Origin of the sequence: Pigmentiphaga litoralis, assembly GCF_013408655.1 — a bacterium.
GTDB lineage: Bacteria > Pseudomonadota > Gammaproteobacteria > Burkholderiales > Burkholderiaceae_B > Pigmentiphaga > Pigmentiphaga litoralis_A.
The window spans coordinates 493254-512105 of the sequence record NZ_JACCBP010000002.1 but is presented as its reverse complement, the minus strand read 5'-3'; the positions used below and the strand labels follow the sequence as shown (position 1 = coordinate 512105).

Here is an 18852-nt window from a genome sequence, read left to right as displayed (position 1 = left end):
GAAGACGAAAGATGTCAGAAACGCGGGATCTCGGGGAACCGGACGTTTGCCGAATGGGTGTGACTGCGGCCGTACTCGTTGCAACGCGCCAGGGTCGGAATGGCCTTGCCCGGATTGAGCAGCCCGCTGGCGTCAAAGGCATGCTTTACCGAAAAGAAGACATCGAGTTCTTCACGCGCGAACTGGACGCACATCTGATTGATCTTTTCCATGCCCACGCCGTGTTCGCCGGTGACCGTGCCGCCCACTTCCACGCACAGCTCCAGGATCTCGGCGCCGAACTGCTCGGCGCGCTGGACCTCTTCCGGATCGTTGGCATCGAACAGGATCAGCGGATGCAGATTGCCATCGCCCGCATGGAACACGTTGGCGCAGCGCAGCGCATACTTTTCTTCCATCGCTTCGATCGCCGACAGCACGCGGCTCAGGTGGCGGCGCGGAATGGTGCCGTCCATGCAGTAGTAGTCGGGCGAGATACGGCCCGCCGCCGGAAAGGCATTCTTGCGGCCAGCCCAGAACAGCAGCCGCTCGGTCTCGTTGCGCGACACCTGGATCCGGGTTGCGCCACTGCCTTCGAATACCGAAATCATGTGAGCAATTTCGTGGGCGACTTCTTCGGGTGTGCCGTCGGATTCGCACAGCAAGATACTGGCGGCGTCCAGGTCGTACCCGGCCTGCACGAAGGGTTCCACCATGCCGGTCGCGCGCTTGTCCATCATCTCGAGGCCGGCCGGAATGATGCCGGCCCCGATGATGTTGGCGACCGCATCACCGGCGGCTTCGACCGTGGGAAAGCTGGCCATGATCACTTGCGCCAGAGCAGGTTTCGGGACGAGTTTGACGGTGACTTCAGTCACGACGCCGAGCATGCCTTCGGACCCGATAAAAACCGACAGCAAGTCCAGGCCGGGCGCATCGAGCGCTTCGGATCCGAACTCGACCACATCGCCGTCCACCGTCACGACACGAACCGCCATCACGTTATGGACGGTCAGGCCGTACTTGAGGCAGTGCACGCCGCCCGAATTTTCGGCCACGTTCCCGCCGATGGTGCAGGCGATCTGGCTTGACGGATCGGGCGCGTAATACAGCTTATGGGGCGCGGCCGCTTCCGAAATTGCAATGTTGCGTACGCCAGGTTCGACCACCGCCAGCCGCGCCGTGGGGTCGATCCGTTTAATGCGGTTGAACTTGGCCAGGCCCAGCAGCACGCCTTCGGCATGCGGCATGGACCCGCCCGACAGGCCCGTGCCCGCACCGCGCGCCACGACCGGCACGGCCAGCCGTTTGCACAGACGCAGGACGTCCTGCACTTGCGCTTCGGTTTCGGGCAGCACGACCACCATTGGCAACTGACGGAACAGCGCAAGACCATCACATTCGTAGGGGCGTGTCTGCTCTTCGCGGTAGAGCACGCAATGCGGGGGAACGACCCGGCGCAATGCTTCCACGACTTCAGCCTGACGGGCAGCAATGCCCAGGTTATGCCCAACGTCCAAAGGGGCGTTCATCCGCAATCTCCATGACCCCTTGAAGATAGCTTGCGCGCCCTGGAACGCACAGCGGATAAACCCGCAGGATTCAGGGCTTGCGCGCCACAAAACGTGACAGGACGCGGGTCTTGGGGCGATGGCCCTGGGTTAACGATGAGCCACATTCCCTGTCGTCATGTCCCGGCCAACAACCGGTAACCGTGAGTCTGGCAAAGAGTGCCAAAATCGCTGCTTGCGCGTTCGACGCGCCATTTGAATGATTGGAGTACTTCATGGGTAACCGACTCTCCGCCATTGCCACGCGCACGGGTGATGACGGCACGACCGGGCTTGGCGACGGGACGCGTACCGCCAAGGACGCCCTGCGCGTTCAAGCCATGGGGGATGTGGACGAGCTCAACAGCACCATCGGCCTGCTGTTGACGGAAGACCTGCCCGACGACGTGGCGCGGGACCTGTTCGACATTCAACACGACCTGTTCGACCTGGGTGGCGAACTGAGCATTCCGGGCTTCACGCTGCTCAAGCCTGAACAGGTGTTGCGGCTGGATGAATGGCTGGCGCGCTACAACACGCCCTTGCCTCCCCTGCGCGAGTTCATTCTGCCGGGCGGGTCACGCGCCGCGGCGCTGGCCCATGTGGCCCGCACGGTGTGCCGGCGCGCCGAACGCAGCGTGGTGTCGCTGGAGGCCAATGAGCCGATCAACGATACGCTGCGGCACTATCTAAACCGCCTGTCGGACCTGATGTTCGTGCTGGCCCGCACCCTGAACCGGGTCAACGGGGGCAACGATGTGCTGTGGCGGTCGGAACGGAACGCGCGCGCCGCCGCTGAGCAGGACTGAAGCGCGGGACTGACGCGCGGGACTGAAGCGCGGGGTTGACGCGCAGGACTGACGCCCAGGGCAGACGGCGCAGGGTAGACGGCGCAGGGTAGACGGCGTAGAGCTGGCAGCGCCGGACCCACAGCGCTCGACCGACAGGCGTCGGCCCGGCTCGCTTACTTGCCTGACTGACCCACGGCGAGGCGGCGCGCCTTGACCGCCTGCGCCAGGCGCTGCAGCACCTGGACCGAACTGTCCCAGTCGATGCAGCCATCGGTAATGCTCTGGCCATAGACCAGCGGCTGGCCCGGGATCAGATCCTGACGGCCCGCCACCAGGTGGCTTTCCACCATCACCCCGACAATACGCGTGTCGCCCGCTTCCATCTGGCGCGCGACGTCGTCGATCACCTGGGGCTGGTTTTCCGGTTTCTTGCTGCTGTTGGCGTGGCTTGCATCGATCATGATGCGCGGCGCCAGACCGGCCTTGGCCATGTCCAGCGACGCGGCTTCGACACTGGCCGCGTCGAAGTTCGGCGCCTTGCCGCCGCGCAGGATCAGATGGCAGTCTTCATTGCCATTGGTCGACACGATGGCCGACACGCCGCCCTTGGTGACCGACAGGAAGTGATGCGGTTGCGATGCAGCCTTGATCGCGTCGACGGCGATCTTGACGTTGCCATCGGTACCGTTCTTGAAGCCCACCGGACACGACAGGCCCGACGCCAGTTCGCGATGCACCTGGCTTTCGGTGGTGCGGGCACCGATGGCGCCCCATGCCACCAGGTCGGCAATGTATTGCGGCGTGATCATGTCCAGGTATTCGCACCCGGCCGACAGCCCCAGTTCGTTGATTTCCAGCAGCACCTGGCGCGCCGTGCGCAGGCCGCGGTTGATCGCGAAGCTGCCATCCAGATCCGGATCGTTGATCAGCCCTTTCCAGCCCACCGTGGTGCGCGGCTTTTCGAAGTACACCCTCATGATGATTTCAAGCTCGCCTTCGTACAGGTCGCGCTGGACCTTCAGACGCCTGGCGTAATCGAGCGCGGCCTGCGTGTCGTGAATCGAGCAGGGGCCGATCACGACGATAAGGCGGTCGTCCATGCCATGCAGGATGCGGTGCGAGGCCTGACGGGCGTTGTACACCGTGGTGGCGACGTCGGTGCTGCACGGCAACTCGCGCATCAGGTGCGAGGGGGGAGCGAGTTCCTTGACTTCACGAATGCGCAAGTCATCGGTATTGTGCGACACGGGTGTTCTCCTGAAGGGGCTGCGGATCTTGTTATGAGGGTAGTCAGTGGGTCGCCCGATTCGGACGCCAGTCCCCGGATGTCTTGGGGTCACCCCGCGGCGCATAAAAAAAGCCGCCAGGGTAGCTGGCGGCTTTTTTGGGGCAGGAATTCGTTACGTACGACGCTTCCTTTCCTCCGCCAGCGGCATTGGAAATCCAAAAAAGTAAAAATAAAAATGGCGGGAAGCGGCGTTCATGGGATTCATACTAGCAGGCCCTTTGCGGCCGAGCAACCAACAATCCTGTGGTTTTTTCGCGCAGGGGTCAATCCGTAAACCACGCAAGCATCAGGGAATTGACCGCGTCGGGCCGCTCGAACATCAGCCAATGACCCGCGCCGGGCATCGCGTCCCACCGCCGTTCCGGGTGCCCATCCTGCAGCACCGGCCCCGCCAGCTCCGCTTGCGCGGTCGCGTCGAACTCTCCCCATACGAAGCGCATCGGCACCGTCAGCGGCGCCAGAACGGCGGCGACCGACCCCGACTGCGACAGATTCTTGGACCGGAAATGCGTGTTCACACAGGCATCGCGATGGACGGTCAGCGCCAGCGCATCGATCTGCGCCGGGTCGTGAAGCATCAGCGCCTGCAGGTTGTGGCGCAGGTCGTCCAGCATCGCGGCGTCGTCGGTCGACCGGCGCCAGTTGACCATCGCCAGCGTCTGCCGCCGCGGCGTGCCGTGGCCTGCCGAACCCAGCAAGGCCAGCTTGCGCACGTGGCCGCGTGTCGCCGCGATGTGCGAGGCCACCAGGCCGCCGAACGAAAAGCCGGCAAGGTGGATAGGTGTGGTGTCGCCGATCAGTTGGTCCAGGCTGGCGACGGTGACACGCACCAGGTGGTCCAGGTCGTCGGGTGACGTGGTCATCGGGCCCGACGCGCCATAGCCGGGCAGGTCCGGAATGTAGACGGTGTGTTGCTGTGCCAGCGCTTCGATGTTGCGCACCCAATGCAGCCAGCTGCCATGCCCCCCGTGGATCAGGACCAGCGGTGTGCCCGCGCCCAGGCTGCGCCAGGTGACGTGTTCGCCCAGGGCTTGCACGTCGTGGCGGGTGATGAGGGATTCCAGGCGCGCGATGATCGCGGCGGCCTGGGCAAAGTCCTGGATGGGATGCGGCGCGATGGAGTCAGCAGTCAGGGACACGGGCAAAGCGGGCGGCGAAACACCCGCGCGGGGGGTGGGGGACGCGGGAATCGTACCATCGGGGGTTGCCTGGGCTCCGGGAACACAGCGACCTGCTGAGCCAAGCCGGTGGCCAGGCCGATGCCGTCGCCGGTTTCAAAGGCGTGGCGGCTTAGCGTATAAGGAAACCCTGTTTCCACTACGACCCTTGCCATGAGCCATCCCGTCTTCCTCAACGCCACGTCCAACCCCCGCATGCCTGATGGCAGCAGCCGTGAATGGGAGGCATTTTTTCTTGAAGGCGGCCCCGAGCTGGAAGCCAATGCGTTCATTCCACTCCTGTGGCTGGCACTGTACACGCCCATGGATCTGCATTGGGCGCGTCTGATCGACGACGAGGACCTGGACAGCGACGCGCGTGAAGACATGATGGAGTATGGCGACACGCAGTATCCGTATCTGGTGACGTCACTGGAACGGGCGCTGGCCACGCTGGCGCAGCGCGCGCCGCTGCTGGTGGAGCGGTTGAGGTTGGGGACGGATGTGGGGGTCGGGACGGGGGTCGGGACGGGGGTTGGCGCTGAGGCTGGGGCGGACGGGGCAACCGGCGCGCCAACTGACGTGGCGCGCATCATCGACAACTTTGCGCGGCACCTGCGATTGCACTACGGGCCGTATGTGCTCTGCCGCACGAGCGGGCTGCCGGATGTGGAAGAGTTTGGTCCCGAACTGCAAAAGGCGCTTGAAGACTTCGATGCCCTGACGCTCGCGGGGGATGCTGCATCCGACAATGTGATCGTTGCGGATATCAACCGAACGCGCGCCATGCTGCGGCCGGACCGGATGCATCTGTTGACCGGCCATGGCCACGACTTTACGCAGGCGGAACCGGAACCCGAGGTGGTGGACGTGGAGTTGCCGGTGGATGCCGAGGTGGCCGAGCCGGCCAGGGTGACGCAGTCGGCGGGCGGAGCGGGGACCGCTGCGCAGGCAGGTGCGCTGGATGGGGGTGCCGGCTTGGGGGCGGGTCGGGCTGCGGGTCCGGCTGCGGGTCGGGCTGCGGATCGGGCGGCTGGGGCGTCTGCCACGGATCGCGCCTCTGCCACCGCCGGCGCGCCCGCTGCGACCATTCGGCCGGAGCGACCTGTCAGGCGCGAAAATAAATTGCTCGGATGGCTGGTGGCCGTGGCCGTGGGCGTACCGACAGTGGTGGCGTATCAGACGACGGGATCGATATGGATCGCCGGCATCCTGTTCCTGCTGCTGTGCGCGGCCGCGGGATGGTTCATGAAGGGCAAGGCGTAAGCGTTGGTGGATGCCACGCAAGACGCCACAGTGATTGCGACTAAAATGCCCCGTTCCCCTTCTTTGATCTGTTGAGCATGTCCGAACCTTTACGCCTGTCCAAACGCATGTCCGAACTCGGCCTGTGCTCCCGCCGCGAAGCCGATGAATGGATCGAACGCGGCTGGGTGCGCGTGGATGGCGTCGTCGTCTCGACCTTGGGCAGCAAGGTGCTGCCCGAACAGAAGATCACCGTGGAACGCCAGGCCAGCAATGAGCAGGCGCGCCGCGTCACCATCCTGATCAACAAGCCCGTCGGTTTTGTGAGCGGTCAGGCCGAAGACGGATATCGCCCCGCCGTGTCCTTGATCAGTTCGCGCACGCGCTGGAAACTGGATCGGTCACCGACCCAGTTCCAGCCCAATCAGCTGCGCAATCTGGTGCCTGCCGGCCGGTTGGACATCGACTCGGTCGGCCTGCTGGTGCTGACGCAAGACGGCCGCATCGCCAAGCATCTGATCGGCGAAACGTCGGACGTGGACAAGGAATACCTGGTGCGCGTGCAGTACCACAAGCCCGGCCGCCTGCCAGAGTCGGACCTGCAATTGCTGAATCACGGCCTGACGATGGACGGCAAGCCGCTGAAAGAAGCCAAGGTGTATTGGCAGAACGAGGATCAGCTGAGCTTTACCTTGCGCGAAGGCAAGAAGCGCCAGATCCGCCGCATGTGCGAAGCCGTAGGCCTGCGAGTGGTCGGGCTGAAACGCGTGCGGATCGGCAAGGTGACGCTGGGGGATTTGCCGACCGGAGAGTGGCGATATCTGGCGGCGGACGAAAGCTTCTAGGCCCGGCAAAATGATCGACATCGCCGTCCAAGCCGGTGAGTGTGGCGGCCCCTAACGCTTGCCGTTGCTGAAAAGGCATCCTTGTGATCTCTCCTGGCACCCAGTACGGACTGTTCGAGACGTTCGAGGCGATTCCAACAGAAAGGGATCGAGCGGAAGTTACCGACCGGCGATTCAGCGACTTTGTGGTGTAGTCGACGAAAGCGGCGATCACTCCCTGGCGAAGATAGATCAGGAGTACCCGGTCTTCGTGCTCGCACTGTGCATTTTTCACGAGCGGCACTACGCAGAGAAGATCATTCCTGCAATCGAGAAGTTGAAGTTCAACTATTTCGGCCACGACAGTGTGGTGCTGCACGAGAACGAAATACGCAAGCAGAAAGGCGACTTTGGATTTCTTGCTCACCTCCCGACGCGCCGGGCGTTCATGGAACAGTTATCTTCAATTGTTGAAGCAAGCAACTTTGTTTTGATTGCATGCGTCGTCGACAAGACGCGGCTTATCAAAACGCCAGATGCTGCGACGAATCCCTACCACCTTGCGTTGGGCCTATGTCTGGAAGCACTGCGCTGCTTTCTCGCGGAGAAAAACCAAGACCACTTGAAGACCCACGTCGTCGTCGAGTGCCGCGGAAAGAAGGAGGATTCCGAATTGGAACTTGAGTTTCGTCGGATCTGCGATGGCGACAATCCAACCAATCGCATCTTGCCGTTCGACGTTGTTTTCGCGAACAAACAAACAAATCTTGCCGGCTTGCAGCTTGCGGACTTGGTTGCCAGGCCAGTCGGCCTGAGCTACGTCAGGCCTCACCAACCGAATCAAGCATTCGATCTGCTGAAGAGGAAATTCTTCCGTGACGGCGGCCGTGCGCAGCTGGGCGTGCGATATGAAGAAGTGGGGCTGAAGATTTTCCCGCCCAGAAAAGCCAAAGGCCCCGATGAACCCACCGAGGCCAAGACGCCGACCGGGAACCCCCAATCCACTTAGGCCTGTAGTCTAGCCCAAAGCAGATCTAAAGTAACGCGCTGAGCAGCTTTCAGGTCACCCCACCGACGCCGAACAATACGGCGCTGTCCCGCCGCTTTCCAACGCGCGCTGGCTGGCGGCGACGGCGTCGACTACCTGCCCGACGATGCGTTGATGCGCCACGATCACGTCGGCCACTTGCGCGCCGGCGGGGGCGTCGAAGCGGGCCTGGCAGACACGGCCGTTCGGTCCGGAAACCTGCTTGACCAGCCACGACACGTTGGCCCGTACTGCCCCACCCTGCTGGGCGTCGAGCTGGTTGAACTCGATCGAGATGCGGTAGGACGGCGCCTTGCCGGCCAGGCCGGTCTGCGAGACGTCGGCGGCGTTCAGCTGCGACTGCAGTCCGAAGGAAATCGCATCGTGCAGTTCGTCGGCCAGGGATGCGGACCAGCGGTCTTCTTCCAGCACCCGCAGCTGGGTAGCGTCGGTGCGCAGCACAAGTTGACGGCGGCGCAGGCGTTCGGGAATGATGACGGGGGCGACGTCGATGAAGCGGGTCGGACCGGAGGCCGAAGCATTACCTGCACCAGCAGACGTATTGCCGGCCGCGGCGGAAACGCCGCCGGCCGCGGCAGGCGATGCCATCCGATCGGAACCCGGCGCCATCTGCGCGCCCCCAACGATCGCGGACGGATCCTGCAGCGTGTAGATGCGGGGCGCCGAGGGACCGGCGCATGCTGCCAGTCCCAGGGCGGCCAAGCCGAGCGCCCAGGAGGTCAGGCCCGACGGCAGGCGGCCAGGTGCGGACCGCAGTGTCGCGTCAGACAGCGCGACCGTCGCGTCCGCCGCGCCAGCACGCGACGCCCCGCCTCCCGAAGCGCCCCGACGAAACGCCTTCCAGCTTGTGGACGCCAGTCCCGTCTTCGTCCGGCGCGGTGCAGCGATTGGTGTCATCGTTCGTCCTTCGGTTTGCCCCGGATCAGCGACTGGGGATTCTGTTCAAGATAATCGGTCAGCTGACGCAGCGAGTTCGAGGTGCGCATCAGTTCCTGCATGGCGCGGCGCACGTCCTGCTGCAGCGGCGCGTCGGACGAGAAGGTCTGTTCGGCGGCGCGCAGGGTGGCACGGGCGTCCTGCATGGTGGCCGTGATTTCGGGGGCGACCTTGCCGTTCAGGGTGCTGACCAGTTGTTCCGTCGTGGCCATGGTGGTGCGCAGGCTGGCCAAAGTCGCGGCAATGTCCTGGCCCATGGTGTCGAACGGGAACTTGCCGATCTTGTCGACGATTTCGGCAATACGCGTCTGCAGTTCGTTGAACGTGCCCGGCACGGTCGGGAATTCGGGCAGAGTCGACTTGCCGTTCGGGTTCAGCGTAGGCGCCTTGGTGCCCGGGAAGAAGTCGATCGCCACGTACATCTGGCCGGTCAGCAGGTTGCCGTTGCGCAATTGCGCGCGCATGCCGTTCCGGACCAGCCCTTCATAGATCTGTTTCTGATCCATGTCGTTGGCAGTGGTGCCGCTGGCGGTCCGGCTGCCCAGACCCAGGCGTTGCGGGTACAGGTCGACCACCACCGGGAGCACAAAGGCGCGTTTGTCGCGGCGGAATTCGATGCCGATGGATCGCACCTGGCCGATCACGACACCGCGGAAGTCCACCGGGGCGCCAGGCGACAGGCCGCGCACGGACTGTTCGAAGTACATGACGACACTGGTGGGTGCGCCATCTTCGGGCTTGAGCGCCATGTCCTGGTCGCCGAAAAGGGCAAAGGTGGCGTCGTTGGCGGCGGGGTCGGACGCAGGCAGATACGGCGAAGCCTGGAAGGACACGCCGCCCAGCACCACGGTCGCAAGCGACTGCGTCTGCAGTTTCAGGCCATCGGCATTGAGTTGGACGTTGACGCCGCTGGCGTGCCAGAAGCGGGTGTTGGCAGTGACGAATTTGTCATAGGGCGCATTGACGAACACACGCAGCGTGATGCCGGTGCCGTCCGGATCCAGGTCATACGCCACGACCTGGCCTACGTTGATGCGGCGGTAGTAAACCGGCGATCCCAGGTCCAGCGAGCCCAGGTCGGTCGCGCGCAGCACGAACTGCTTGCCGGGGGTGTCGGTGGTGACAATGGGCGGCACTTCCAGCCCGGTAAAGTCGGTGACGCGTTCTTCGGATTTGCCGGGATCCACGCCAATGTAGGCGCCCGACAGCAGTGTGTTCAGCCCGGTCACGCCGCTGGCCGCCACGCGTGGCTTGACGACCCAGAAGCGGGACCCCTCAACGGCAAAGGTGTCCGCGTCCTTGGTCAGTTCGACATTCACGATGACGTGGGTGCGGTCGCGCACCAGGCGGATCGATTGCACCTGGCCGATGTCGACGTCCTTGTAGCGAACCTTGGTCTTGCCGGCTTCCAGGCCTTCGGCCGTGCGGAAGGTGATGTCCACCGACGGACCGTGCTTGGAAAGGATGTTGAACATGAACGACAGGCCCGCCACGGCGGCGACGATCGGGATCAGCCACACCAGGGAGGGCAGCCAGCCCTTGCGATGTCGGCGTGCCGGTTCGGGCACGGGCCGGGTCGTTTGCGGTTCAGTCTGTTGTGTCATGCGTATCCACCGGGTCCCAAATAAGGCGTGGGTCGAAGCTGAGCGAAGCGAACATGGTGAGGACGACGACCGCGCCAAAGGCCAGGGCGCCGGGTTCCGGCGTCACCATGGCGAGCGCATCGAGCCGCACCAGCGACGCCAGCAGCGCCACCACGAAAATATCGACCATCGACCAGCGGCCGACGGCTTCGACCATGCGGTAGAGCCGCGTGCGTTCATACGGACGCCAGGTCGAACGACGCTGCGTGGTGATGACCAGCATGGTCAGCACCGCGAGCTTGAAGACAGGGACCACGATGCTGGCGATGAACACTACCGCCGCCACGAAATAGGAGCCGTCCAGCCACAGGTACACCACGCCGCTCATGATCGTGTTGGTCTGGGAACTGAGCAGCGTCCCGGTCGTCATGATCGGCAGCAGGTTGGCCGGGATGTAGAGGATCAGCGCCGCGATCAGGAAGGCCCAGGTGCGCTCGATGCTGGCCACCTTGCGCGCGTGGACCTGCGCGCCGCAGCGGCCGCAGGCCGTCTCCGCCACGGCGGCCGGATGCACGGCGCCGCAGTGCATGCATTCGACCACGCCCGCTTCGGCCGCCGTGCGCACCGGCGCGTGGTCGTCCACGGCGGTGCCGTGGGGCGTCACGGCGGGAACAACCGGGGGCATCCCGGACGGCGCGGGGCCCGAAGCGTCCGGACGCATGGGCGGCGGATGGGGAACGGTCAGTTCTGGCATTGATCCGCCCGGTCCCAGAGTTCGGCCGGGTCGTAGCTCAATACCGACGTGAGCAGCAGCGTCAGGATCGCAAACGACCAGAGAGAGATGCCCGGCACGATGGTCGCCATGGTCGACAGTTTGACCAACGCGGCGACGATGCCCAGCATGAATACTTCGATCATGCCCCAGGGGCGGCCCATGCGGATGGTGCGGATAACCAGCCCGAAGCCGGGCGGCACGTGGCCGGCGGCCAGGGGCGCCAGCACATACAGCAGCAAGGCCAGTTCCACGAACGGGAAGAAGATGGTGGTGGCGAACACCAGCAGGGCCACCAGGAACATGTCTTCGTCCAGCAGGACCAGCACGGATTCCCACGCGGTGGTCTGCGTCCGGATGCCCTGGATTTCCATCGCGACGATGGGGAAGGCGTTACAAATGCAGAAGACGATCAGGCAGGTGATGACAATCGGCAGCAGCCGTCGATACTGGCGTTCCGTGTCGTGATACAGCTCGGTGCCGCAGCGCTCGCAATAGGCGACTTCCTTGCGCGCGAGGGGAACCCTGCGATAGACCGCATCGCAGTGTTCACATACCTTCAACGCAGCGCCATCGGACGCATCGGGCAAGCCAGTATCGGTCATCGCGCAGGCCCGGGTGCCGCAAGGACGGACCCGGAGGAATCGGAGGAGAAGGAGCCAGTGTCAGGACGTCCAAAAGACGTTCCTGGCCGGCCACCATTTACAAACACCAGTGTATGTAAAGCCGTCCAATCATATCCCAAGGCGTGCGGGAAGCTGTGGCGCCAAGGGGCGCCACACCAGCGAAATGGCAACAGGGCGCGACATTTTCCTCATCCGGCGGTGGTATCCGGACGGACGAGGAGATTTAGAAGAGATTCAGGCGGTGCCGCCCACCGTCAGCCCGTCCATCCGCAGCGTCGGCTGGCCCACGCCGACCGGCACGCTCTGGCCGTCCTTGCCGCAGGTGCCGACACCCGAGTCCAGGCGCATGTCGTTGCCGATCATGCTGACCTGGGTCATGGCTTCCGGGCCGCTGCCGATCAGGGTGGCGCCCTTGACCGGGTACGAGATCTTGCCGTCTTCGATCATGTAGGCCTCGGACGTCGAGAACACGAACTTGCCGTTCGTGATGTCGACCTGGCCGCCGCCGAAGTTGACGGCGTACAGGCCACGCTTGACCGACTTGATGATCTCTTCCGGGTCTTTGTCGCCGTTCATCATGTAGGTGTTGGTCATGCGGGGCATGGGCAGATGCGCGAAGGATTCGCGGCGGCCGTTGCCGGTCACCGGGGTCTTCATCAGCCGCGCATTCAGCGAGTCCTGCATGTAGCCCTTCAGGATGCCGTCTTCGATCAGGACATTGCGCTGCGACACGTTGCCTTCGTCGTCGACATTGAGCGAGCCGCGGCGATCGGGCAAGGTGCCGTCATCGACCACCGTCACGCCCTTGGACGCCACGCGTTCGCCAATGCGGCCCGAAAACACGCTGGACCCCTTGCGGTTGAAGTCGCCTTCCAGGCCATGGCCGACCGCTTCGTGCAGCAGGATGCCGGGCCAGCCCGAGCCCAGCACCACGGTCATTTCGCCGGCCGGGGCGGGACGCGCGTCGAGGTTGACCAGGGCTTCGTGCACGGCACGTTCCACATAGCCTTCCAGGACGTCGTCCGTGAAGTATTCGAAGCCGGTACGGCCACCGCCGCCGCCATGGCCCATTTCGCGGCGGCCATTCTGCTCGGCGATCACGGTCAAGGACAGGCGCACCAGGGGGCGCACGTCGGCGGCCAGGCGGCCATCGCTGCCCGCCACCAGCACCACGTCGTATTCGGCGCCCAGGCTGGCCATGACCTGCACGATGCGGGGGTCCTTGGCGCGCGCCATCTTTTCAAAGCGTTCAAGCAGCGCGACCTTGTCGGCGGCTTCCAGCGAACCGATGGGGTCCAGCGCCGAATACAGCGAGCGCGAGTCGCCCTGCGCATAACGATTCGGCACCTTGATCTTGCCGGCGCCCTGGCGTGCGATGGTGCGCACCGCGCGGGACGACGACATGAGGGCTTCCGGCGACAGCGTGTCGGAATAGGCAAAGGCGGTTTTTTCGCCGCTCAGTGCGCGAACGCCCACGCCCTGCCCGATCGAAAAGCTGCCGGTCTTGACGATGCCTTCTTCCAGGCTCCAGCCTTCGCTGCGCGTGTACTGGAAGTACAGGTCGGCATAGTCCACCTTGTGCGTGAAGATCTCGCCGATTGCGCGCGACAGGTCGGCCTCGGTCAGGCCCCAGGGGTCGAGCAGCAAGGACTTGGCGGTCGCAAAGGCCTGGATATTGGGTTCTACGATATGCATGGAGGAAGCTCTGATGAATGCGTGACAGTCACATCACACGGTGACGCAAGGCGGGCAGGGAACTGCGGACGTCGGCAATGCGGGCAGGATCGATGTTGCCACAGACCACGCCAGGCCCTTCGGGCAGGACGTCGATCACGGTGCCCCAGGGGTCGACCAGCATGGCATGGCCCCAGGTGCTGCGGCCATTGGGATGCCGGCCGCCCTGCGCCGGCGCCAGCACATAACACTGGTTTTCGACCGCGCGAGCCCGCAGCAGCAGTTCCCAATGGGCTTTGCCTGTGGTGTAGGTGAAGGCGGCCGGCACCAAAATCAAGGCCGTGTCGCCCAACGCCCGGTACAGCTCGGGAAAGCGCAGGTCGTAGCAGGTGGACAGGCCGACGCGCCCGAACGGCGCTTCGAACGCCACTGGCTGGCCGCCCGGGCGGATGCTGATGGACTCGTCGTAGGACTCGGCATCCCGCTTGAAGCTGAACAGGTGGATCTTGTCGTACCGCGCCAGCACGGCGCCATCGGGCCCGTACACGAACGCGGTGTTGAAGACCCGGTCGGGATCGGGACAGGCCAGTGGCAAGGTGCCGCCGGCCAGAATGATGCCGTGCTGTTTGGCCTGACCCGCCAGGAAGTCCTGGATCGGCCCGTGGCCTTCGGGTTCGCGGAGGGCGACCTTTTCGCGGTCGGCCCGGCCCATGAAGCAGAAGTATTCGGGCAGCGCCACCAGCCTGGCGCCCCGCCCCACCGCCTGGGCGATGAGTTCGGCCGCCATGTCCAGGTTTTCCTGGACGTCGGGCGTGGACACCATTTGCAGCGCGGCGACGCGCGTGAGCGAGGAAACGTCAGCGGAATCAGGCATGGCAGGCGGCTATCCGGCGGTCGAAAACGGTATTGTGACGCAGAACGGCAGGGGCCACGCGGGGCGCCCTGGACAACCATGTCCTGCTTGCGGGGGCTCGCCTCAAGGCGCCGCCACCGGCTCGTTGGCCACCGGCCCGGGCCGCGGCACGACGTTCGGGATCCGTGCAATGACCGGATCGGCCCAGCTGCCCGAGATCCCGTACTGATACGTGAACGCCGCGCCCAATGGCTCGCGCAGCAGCAGTTGCGCAACGAACATGCTCAGCCCGACCACCGGGTTCACCAGTCCATACAGCAGGGTCGCGCCGCCCGCATCCAGCTTGGGCACCACCACGACCCGCAGCTTTTGCGTTTCCTGCACAAGGTCGGTGTCGCCGGCCATCATGACGGTGGCCGAAATGCCGTTCATGCGGAAGTCTTCGGTATGCGCCACCCCGCTGCGGATGGCCGCGTTGCCGCGCAGGCTGTCGAACGCGAAGCCTTCACTGAACACATCGCGGAAGTCCAGGCTGACGCGGCGCGGCAGCGACTGCAAGGACAACACGCCCAGCAGCTTGGCAATGCCCGGATCGGCTTTCAGGAACTGGCCCTTGCCGATATCGAGTTCCACCGTGCCGCTCAGGGTGGGCATGTCGATGGAATACGGCATGCCCAGCCACGACACCTTGGAGTTGACCTTGCCCGCGCCGCCCGCAATGGTCGCGGGCAGGCCCATGCGGTCCAGGAATTTGCCGGTGTCGACAAGATCCAGCGACGCGTCCAGGGTCATGCGGCGGCGCGTGGTGCGGTTGTCGCCCGGCTCCACGCGCCAGACGCCCGACCCTTCCAGGGTGGCATCGGGATTCTTGACCGTCAGGTGACGCAGCTGCCATTCCAGGCCGCGGTCGACCGTCTGGGCCTGCACTTCGAGCCGGCCCAGCGACTTGCCGTACAGGTCGAAGCGGTCGGCGATCAGGTCCACTTCCGGCACGTCGACCGGTTTGGGATCGGCGACGATCTCGTTGCCGTCCGTGGCCCCGGGTTCGTCCTGCACCACCAGGCGGCGCAGGCGCGCGGTCAGCTTGCCGGCCGTGCCATCCGGGCCTTCATTCCACGACAGCCGCCCCGCGACCTGGTCCGAGTCGATATCGACACGCCAGTCGCCGGTTTCCACCGTGGCGGGCTGGGCGGCGGGCAAGGCCGTGGGCGGCAGACGAGGCGGCGTGGCGCCCTGGCGCGCGGCGTACAGGGTGACGTTGTCCAGATGCCGGCCGTGCAGTTGCAGGGACCCGGTCTTGAGGTTGACGCGGTTCAGGCTGAAGAGGCGCGCGGTGGCGGGCGCCATCGACGAAGGCGGGGCCACCACCGCGACCGGTGCCGCCAGGGTCGATGCGGTGTCCGTGCCTGGCGTGTCGGCGGGGGCCATCGCGGTCGACGGCGAAGCGCCTGGCGCTGGCGCCGGCGACACGAATTCCGCCATCACGGTGCGCCAGCGATCCACGTCCAGCACGGGCAAATCGATCGACAGCCCGAACCCGGGTCCCGACAGACTGGCCGCGCGGTTCACGCCCAGCGCACCGCGCAGGCCGCGCAACTGGCCGCTGCCTGCCGCCAGATCCCGTTCGATATGCAGGTTCACCAGGCTGCCCCCCACGCTCGCGGCCAGCCAGTCGCCGTTCGCGCCGGCCTGTTCCTGCGGGCCCCATTCGGCGCGCAGGGGCAGCGTGTCGGCGGCCGCCTTGCGCAGGGGTACGGGCAGGTCCAGCCCCAGGCCTTGCAAGGTGGACTCGATCACGGCGCGCGGCGGCTGGCCGGTCGCCACCCGCAAGGTTGCGCGATAGGCGGTCTGCCCGCTCAGGCGCGTCATGCCCGGCGCGGGCCACAAGGACTGCAGGGCGCGTGCCGGCACCGTGCCATTCGCAACCAGTTCGTTCACGCCGTTGGCGAGCGGCCCGCCCGATAGCGTGACCGGCCCTTCCAGCAGTGTGCCCGTCACGTCCTTGGGCGAAATGCCGTCGTTCGCGAAGTGCAGCGTGCCGGCCAGGCGGCTCAGGGGCGGGCTGTCGGCGTTGAAGCGGAAGGCGTTGCCGGCCAGCTGGATGTCGCCTTCGACGCGCGTGAAGTCCACGTGCTTGAGCGGCACCCGCAGGCTGAGCGGCACCACCAGATTGCCGGTCGCCGTGGCGTCGCTGAGCACCTTGCCGCCCATGCGGGCCAAAGGCGTTTCGCGCACGAAGCGCAGAAAGTCGGTGGCCGTGCCGCGCGCGTCGGTATCGATCTCGAGCAACGGGTCTTTTTCGAGGTGGGCGATGTGGACGTCGGACTGGCCCAGCATCAGCGCCGAATCCGGCGCGGTCCTTACCCGGCCGCCCCGCGTGCGCAAGGTCATGGACACACGGTCGAATACAAAGTCGCCGGCCACGTCGTCAATGCGCGGCCAGATGTCCGGCTTGCCCATCACCGCGCCTGCTGCTTCCAGCGACACGCCCTGGAATTTGCCGGCCACGTGAAATTCGCCGACCTTGCCTTCGCCGTACGGGAAGTCGGCCAGGTCGCCCTTGACGCGAAAGTCGACGTCGGACGCGGTACCGGCCAGCAAGGCGTTCCGGAGCCAGAAACGCACGTCTTCGGGCACCACCGTCGGAATGAACCGGTGCACGTCGCGCGGATCGGCCCGGGTCAGTTGCCCGGACAGGTCCAGCGAGCCCGCCGGGGTGCGGCCGCGCGCGGTCCAGGTGGCCTGGACGTGGCCACGATTGCGGGCCTGTTCGAATTCGACCTTGGACATCGTGACCGTGAGCGGCCCCTGTTCCGGACGGTCCACGCGAATGTCACCGGTCAGGCGCTGCACGGGCACGACGGGCGCGGCGAACACGCCAGGCAGGGTCAGGGTCAGGTCGGACGCGTTGAGGGCGATGGTGGCGGCGCGCGGGCCGGCATCCAGCGTGCCGCTCAGGTTGGTGACACCCGGCCGCTGGGGATGGTGGACATCCTTGCCGGTCGGCACCGGGGCGGCCGTCAGTGACAGGCCGGAAAAGCGGGTTTGCAGATGGAAGGAATGCAGCAGCGGCTGGTTGACCGGGGAGCTGGCGGGTGCGGCCGCCGCAGACGCCTGCGTGGTCGCACCGGCGGCCGTGCCCGACAGCCCCTTCAACGGGTCTCCCTGCCACGTCAGCACCACATCATCCAGCCGCCCGGCCGGTTCCGCCTGCGCAATCCGCGTACGCGTCGCCTCGGGCAGGGGCAGGCCGGGCGCCATGTCGCGCAGCACCCCCAGCGACAGCATGGGCACGCGCAATTCGCCCGCATTGGTGTCGGCCGTGTACGACGCCGCGACCGTGCCGGGCGTCATGGCTTCGCCCGCGCCGATCTGCACGCGCGGGTCGGTCAGGGTCACGCGGTGGCCCGACGCATCCTTGCCCGCGTCCACCCGGGTGACGAGGTCCCGCAGCGCCAGGGCCGGCTGGCCGGCCACCCATTGCAGGTCCAGATCATGCAGGGCTACATCGGCCAGGACATGGTGCACCCGTCCATCGCGGAAGTCGGCCCAGCCGCGCACCGCCCCATAGCCATTCAGCACGGTCTGCGGCAGCGGCAGCCACGCGCGCCATTCCAGCAGGTCGATGAAATCGGTATTGCCGTAGATCGTGCCGCGCCAGCGCGTCATATCCGTGGGCTGGGTCTCGAACAGGCGATGCGAAAACTCGGCCCGCAGGTCGATGGTCGAGGCCAGCGCCGGGGGCGGCGTGGCGAGCAGCGCGGCGCGGTGGCGGCGCCCGTTGTTGCGCAGCCGGAAGGCCACATCGTGAAAGTCCAGCGCGGGCGCCTGGGTCATGTCGTCCAGCCACCGCACCGTGCCGCCGCGCATCGACACGTCACCTTGCGCCATCAGCCAGCGGCTGGCCGCGTGCGATCCGGATTCGCGCGGATCGAACGACACCCCGGCCACCCAGATGCGTCCGGCGGCGTCGCGGCGAATGTCGATGTGCGGGGATTCGATCTGCAACTGGAGCAGGCGCGGCTCGAACACCAGCAGGCTGCGCCACGAAAACAGGGTGGCGATGCGTGGCAAGGCCAGGGCGACCCGGCCTTCGGCATCCAGCACGTCCACATCGCGCAGCACCAGGCGGGGATGCAGTCCCATCCAGTTGGCGTCGATGGCGCCGATGCGTATCGGCACGCCCGCCTGCTTGCTGACCATGCGCTCGAGCGCCGGCCGGTAGTCGTCGATCGCGGGCAACACGGCATACCGGAGCGCGATCACCGCGAACGCGAACAGGAAGTAGCCGGCCAGCAGCAACAACAGGGCGGGTCGAACAACGAGACGGTACAGAGGAGACAGACGCACGTAGGAAGGACAGGGGGAGGATGCGGCGGTCCGGGCAGGCCGGATCGGAGGCTGAGGCGAAGCTTACCGCGTAGAACCTGGCTTATGCTGCTACAGATCAAAAACAGCGTAACGAGAGACAATCGTGTCAGCGGATAGGCCACACCAAAGCGGCCACTTCCGCCCTGACCGTCAGT

The 18852-nt window shown here is 65.5% G+C and carries 14 protein-coding genes; 4 read left to right on the top strand and 10 right to left on the bottom strand.

What is annotated here, in order from left to right:
* Nucleotides 1-14: 14 nt before the first annotated feature.
* Nucleotides 15-1511, bottom strand: a complete 1497-nt coding sequence (locus HD883_RS22420) for an FAD-linked oxidase C-terminal domain-containing protein (RefSeq protein WP_179589188.1) — start codon at nucleotides 1509-1511, stop codon at nucleotides 15-17.
* Between the two features lie 254 nt (nucleotides 1512-1765).
* Between HD883_RS22420 and HD883_RS22415 the strand changes: the two genes are divergently transcribed.
* Nucleotides 1766-2338, top strand: a complete 573-nt coding sequence (locus HD883_RS22415; RefSeq protein ID WP_179589187.1) for a cob(I)yrinic acid a,c-diamide adenosyltransferase — start codon at nucleotides 1766-1768, stop codon at nucleotides 2336-2338.
* Between the two features lie 155 nt (nucleotides 2339-2493).
* On the opposite strand, the gene aroG is transcribed toward HD883_RS22415, so the two are convergent.
* Complete coding sequence (gene aroG, locus HD883_RS22410) at nucleotides 2494-3567, bottom strand: 3-deoxy-7-phosphoheptulonate synthase AroG (protein WP_179589186.1); 1074 nt, start codon at nucleotides 3565-3567, stop codon at nucleotides 2494-2496.
* A gap of 304 nt (nucleotides 3568-3871) precedes the next feature.
* Nucleotides 3872-4747: an alpha/beta fold hydrolase gene (locus HD883_RS22405; protein WP_373563453.1), complete on the bottom strand. Its 876-nt coding sequence runs from the start codon at nucleotides 4745-4747 to the stop codon at nucleotides 3872-3874.
* A 192-nt stretch (nucleotides 4748-4939) separates the two neighbouring features.
* Between HD883_RS22405 and HD883_RS22400 the strand changes: the two genes are divergently transcribed.
* The 3 genes from HD883_RS22400 to HD883_RS22390 all read left to right on the top strand — a co-directional run bounded on the left by HD883_RS22400 (nucleotide 4940) and on the right by HD883_RS22390 (nucleotide 7843).
* Nucleotides 4940-6031, top strand: coding sequence for a hypothetical protein (locus HD883_RS22400; protein ID WP_179589185.1), 1092 nt, complete (start codon nucleotides 4940-4942; stop codon nucleotides 6029-6031).
* A 77-nt stretch (nucleotides 6032-6108) separates the two neighbouring features.
* A complete protein-coding gene (locus HD883_RS22395; protein ID WP_179589184.1) occupies nucleotides 6109-6855 on the top strand; it encodes a pseudouridine synthase in 747 nt (248 codons plus the stop codon).
* Between the two features lie 172 nt (nucleotides 6856-7027).
* Nucleotides 7028-7843, top strand: a complete 816-nt coding sequence (locus tag HD883_RS22390) for a DUF3800 domain-containing protein (RefSeq protein ID WP_373563468.1) — start codon at nucleotides 7028-7030, stop codon at nucleotides 7841-7843.
* A 54-nt stretch (nucleotides 7844-7897) separates the two neighbouring features.
* Here HD883_RS22390 and HD883_RS22385 read toward each other — a convergent pair whose 3' ends face one another.
* The 7 genes from HD883_RS22385 to HD883_RS22355 form a co-directional block, all read right to left on the bottom strand.
* Entirely contained in the window at nucleotides 7898-8779 is an 882-nt protein-coding gene (locus HD883_RS22385; protein ID WP_179589183.1) for a PqiC family protein, read from the bottom strand.
* Nucleotides 8776-10422 carry a PqiB family protein gene (locus tag HD883_RS22380; protein ID WP_179589182.1) on the bottom strand — a complete coding sequence of 549 codons (1647 nt, stop codon included), beginning with the start codon at nucleotides 10420-10422 and terminating at the stop codon, nucleotides 8776-8778. The genes HD883_RS22385 and HD883_RS22380 overlap by 4 nt, the downstream gene beginning before the upstream one ends.
* Nucleotides 10406-11086: a paraquat-inducible protein A gene (locus HD883_RS22375; protein WP_179589181.1), complete on the bottom strand. Its 681-nt coding sequence runs from the start codon at nucleotides 11084-11086 to the stop codon at nucleotides 10406-10408. The genes HD883_RS22380 and HD883_RS22375 overlap by 17 nt, the downstream gene beginning before the upstream one ends.
* Nucleotides 11087-11142: 56 nt before the next feature.
* A complete protein-coding gene (locus HD883_RS22370; RefSeq protein WP_179589180.1) occupies nucleotides 11143-11778 on the bottom strand; it encodes a paraquat-inducible protein A in 636 nt (211 codons plus the stop codon).
* Nucleotides 11779-12033: 255 nt separating this feature from the next.
* A complete protein-coding gene (gene tldD / locus HD883_RS22365) occupies nucleotides 12034-13494 on the bottom strand; it encodes a metalloprotease TldD (RefSeq protein WP_179589179.1) in 1461 nt (486 codons plus the stop codon).
* Nucleotides 13495-13522: 28 nt separating this feature from the next.
* Nucleotides 13523-14347 (bottom strand): carbon-nitrogen hydrolase family protein, encoded by an 825-nt coding sequence (locus tag HD883_RS22360; protein ID WP_179589178.1) that lies wholly within the window; start codon nucleotides 14345-14347, stop codon nucleotides 13523-13525.
* A 102-nt stretch (nucleotides 14348-14449) separates the two neighbouring features.
* On the bottom strand, nucleotides 14450-18676 hold the full coding sequence (locus HD883_RS22355; RefSeq protein ID WP_179589177.1) for a YhdP family protein: 4227 nt from the start codon (nucleotides 18674-18676) through the stop codon (nucleotides 14450-14452).
* Between the last annotated feature and the right edge of the window lie 176 nt (nucleotides 18677-18852).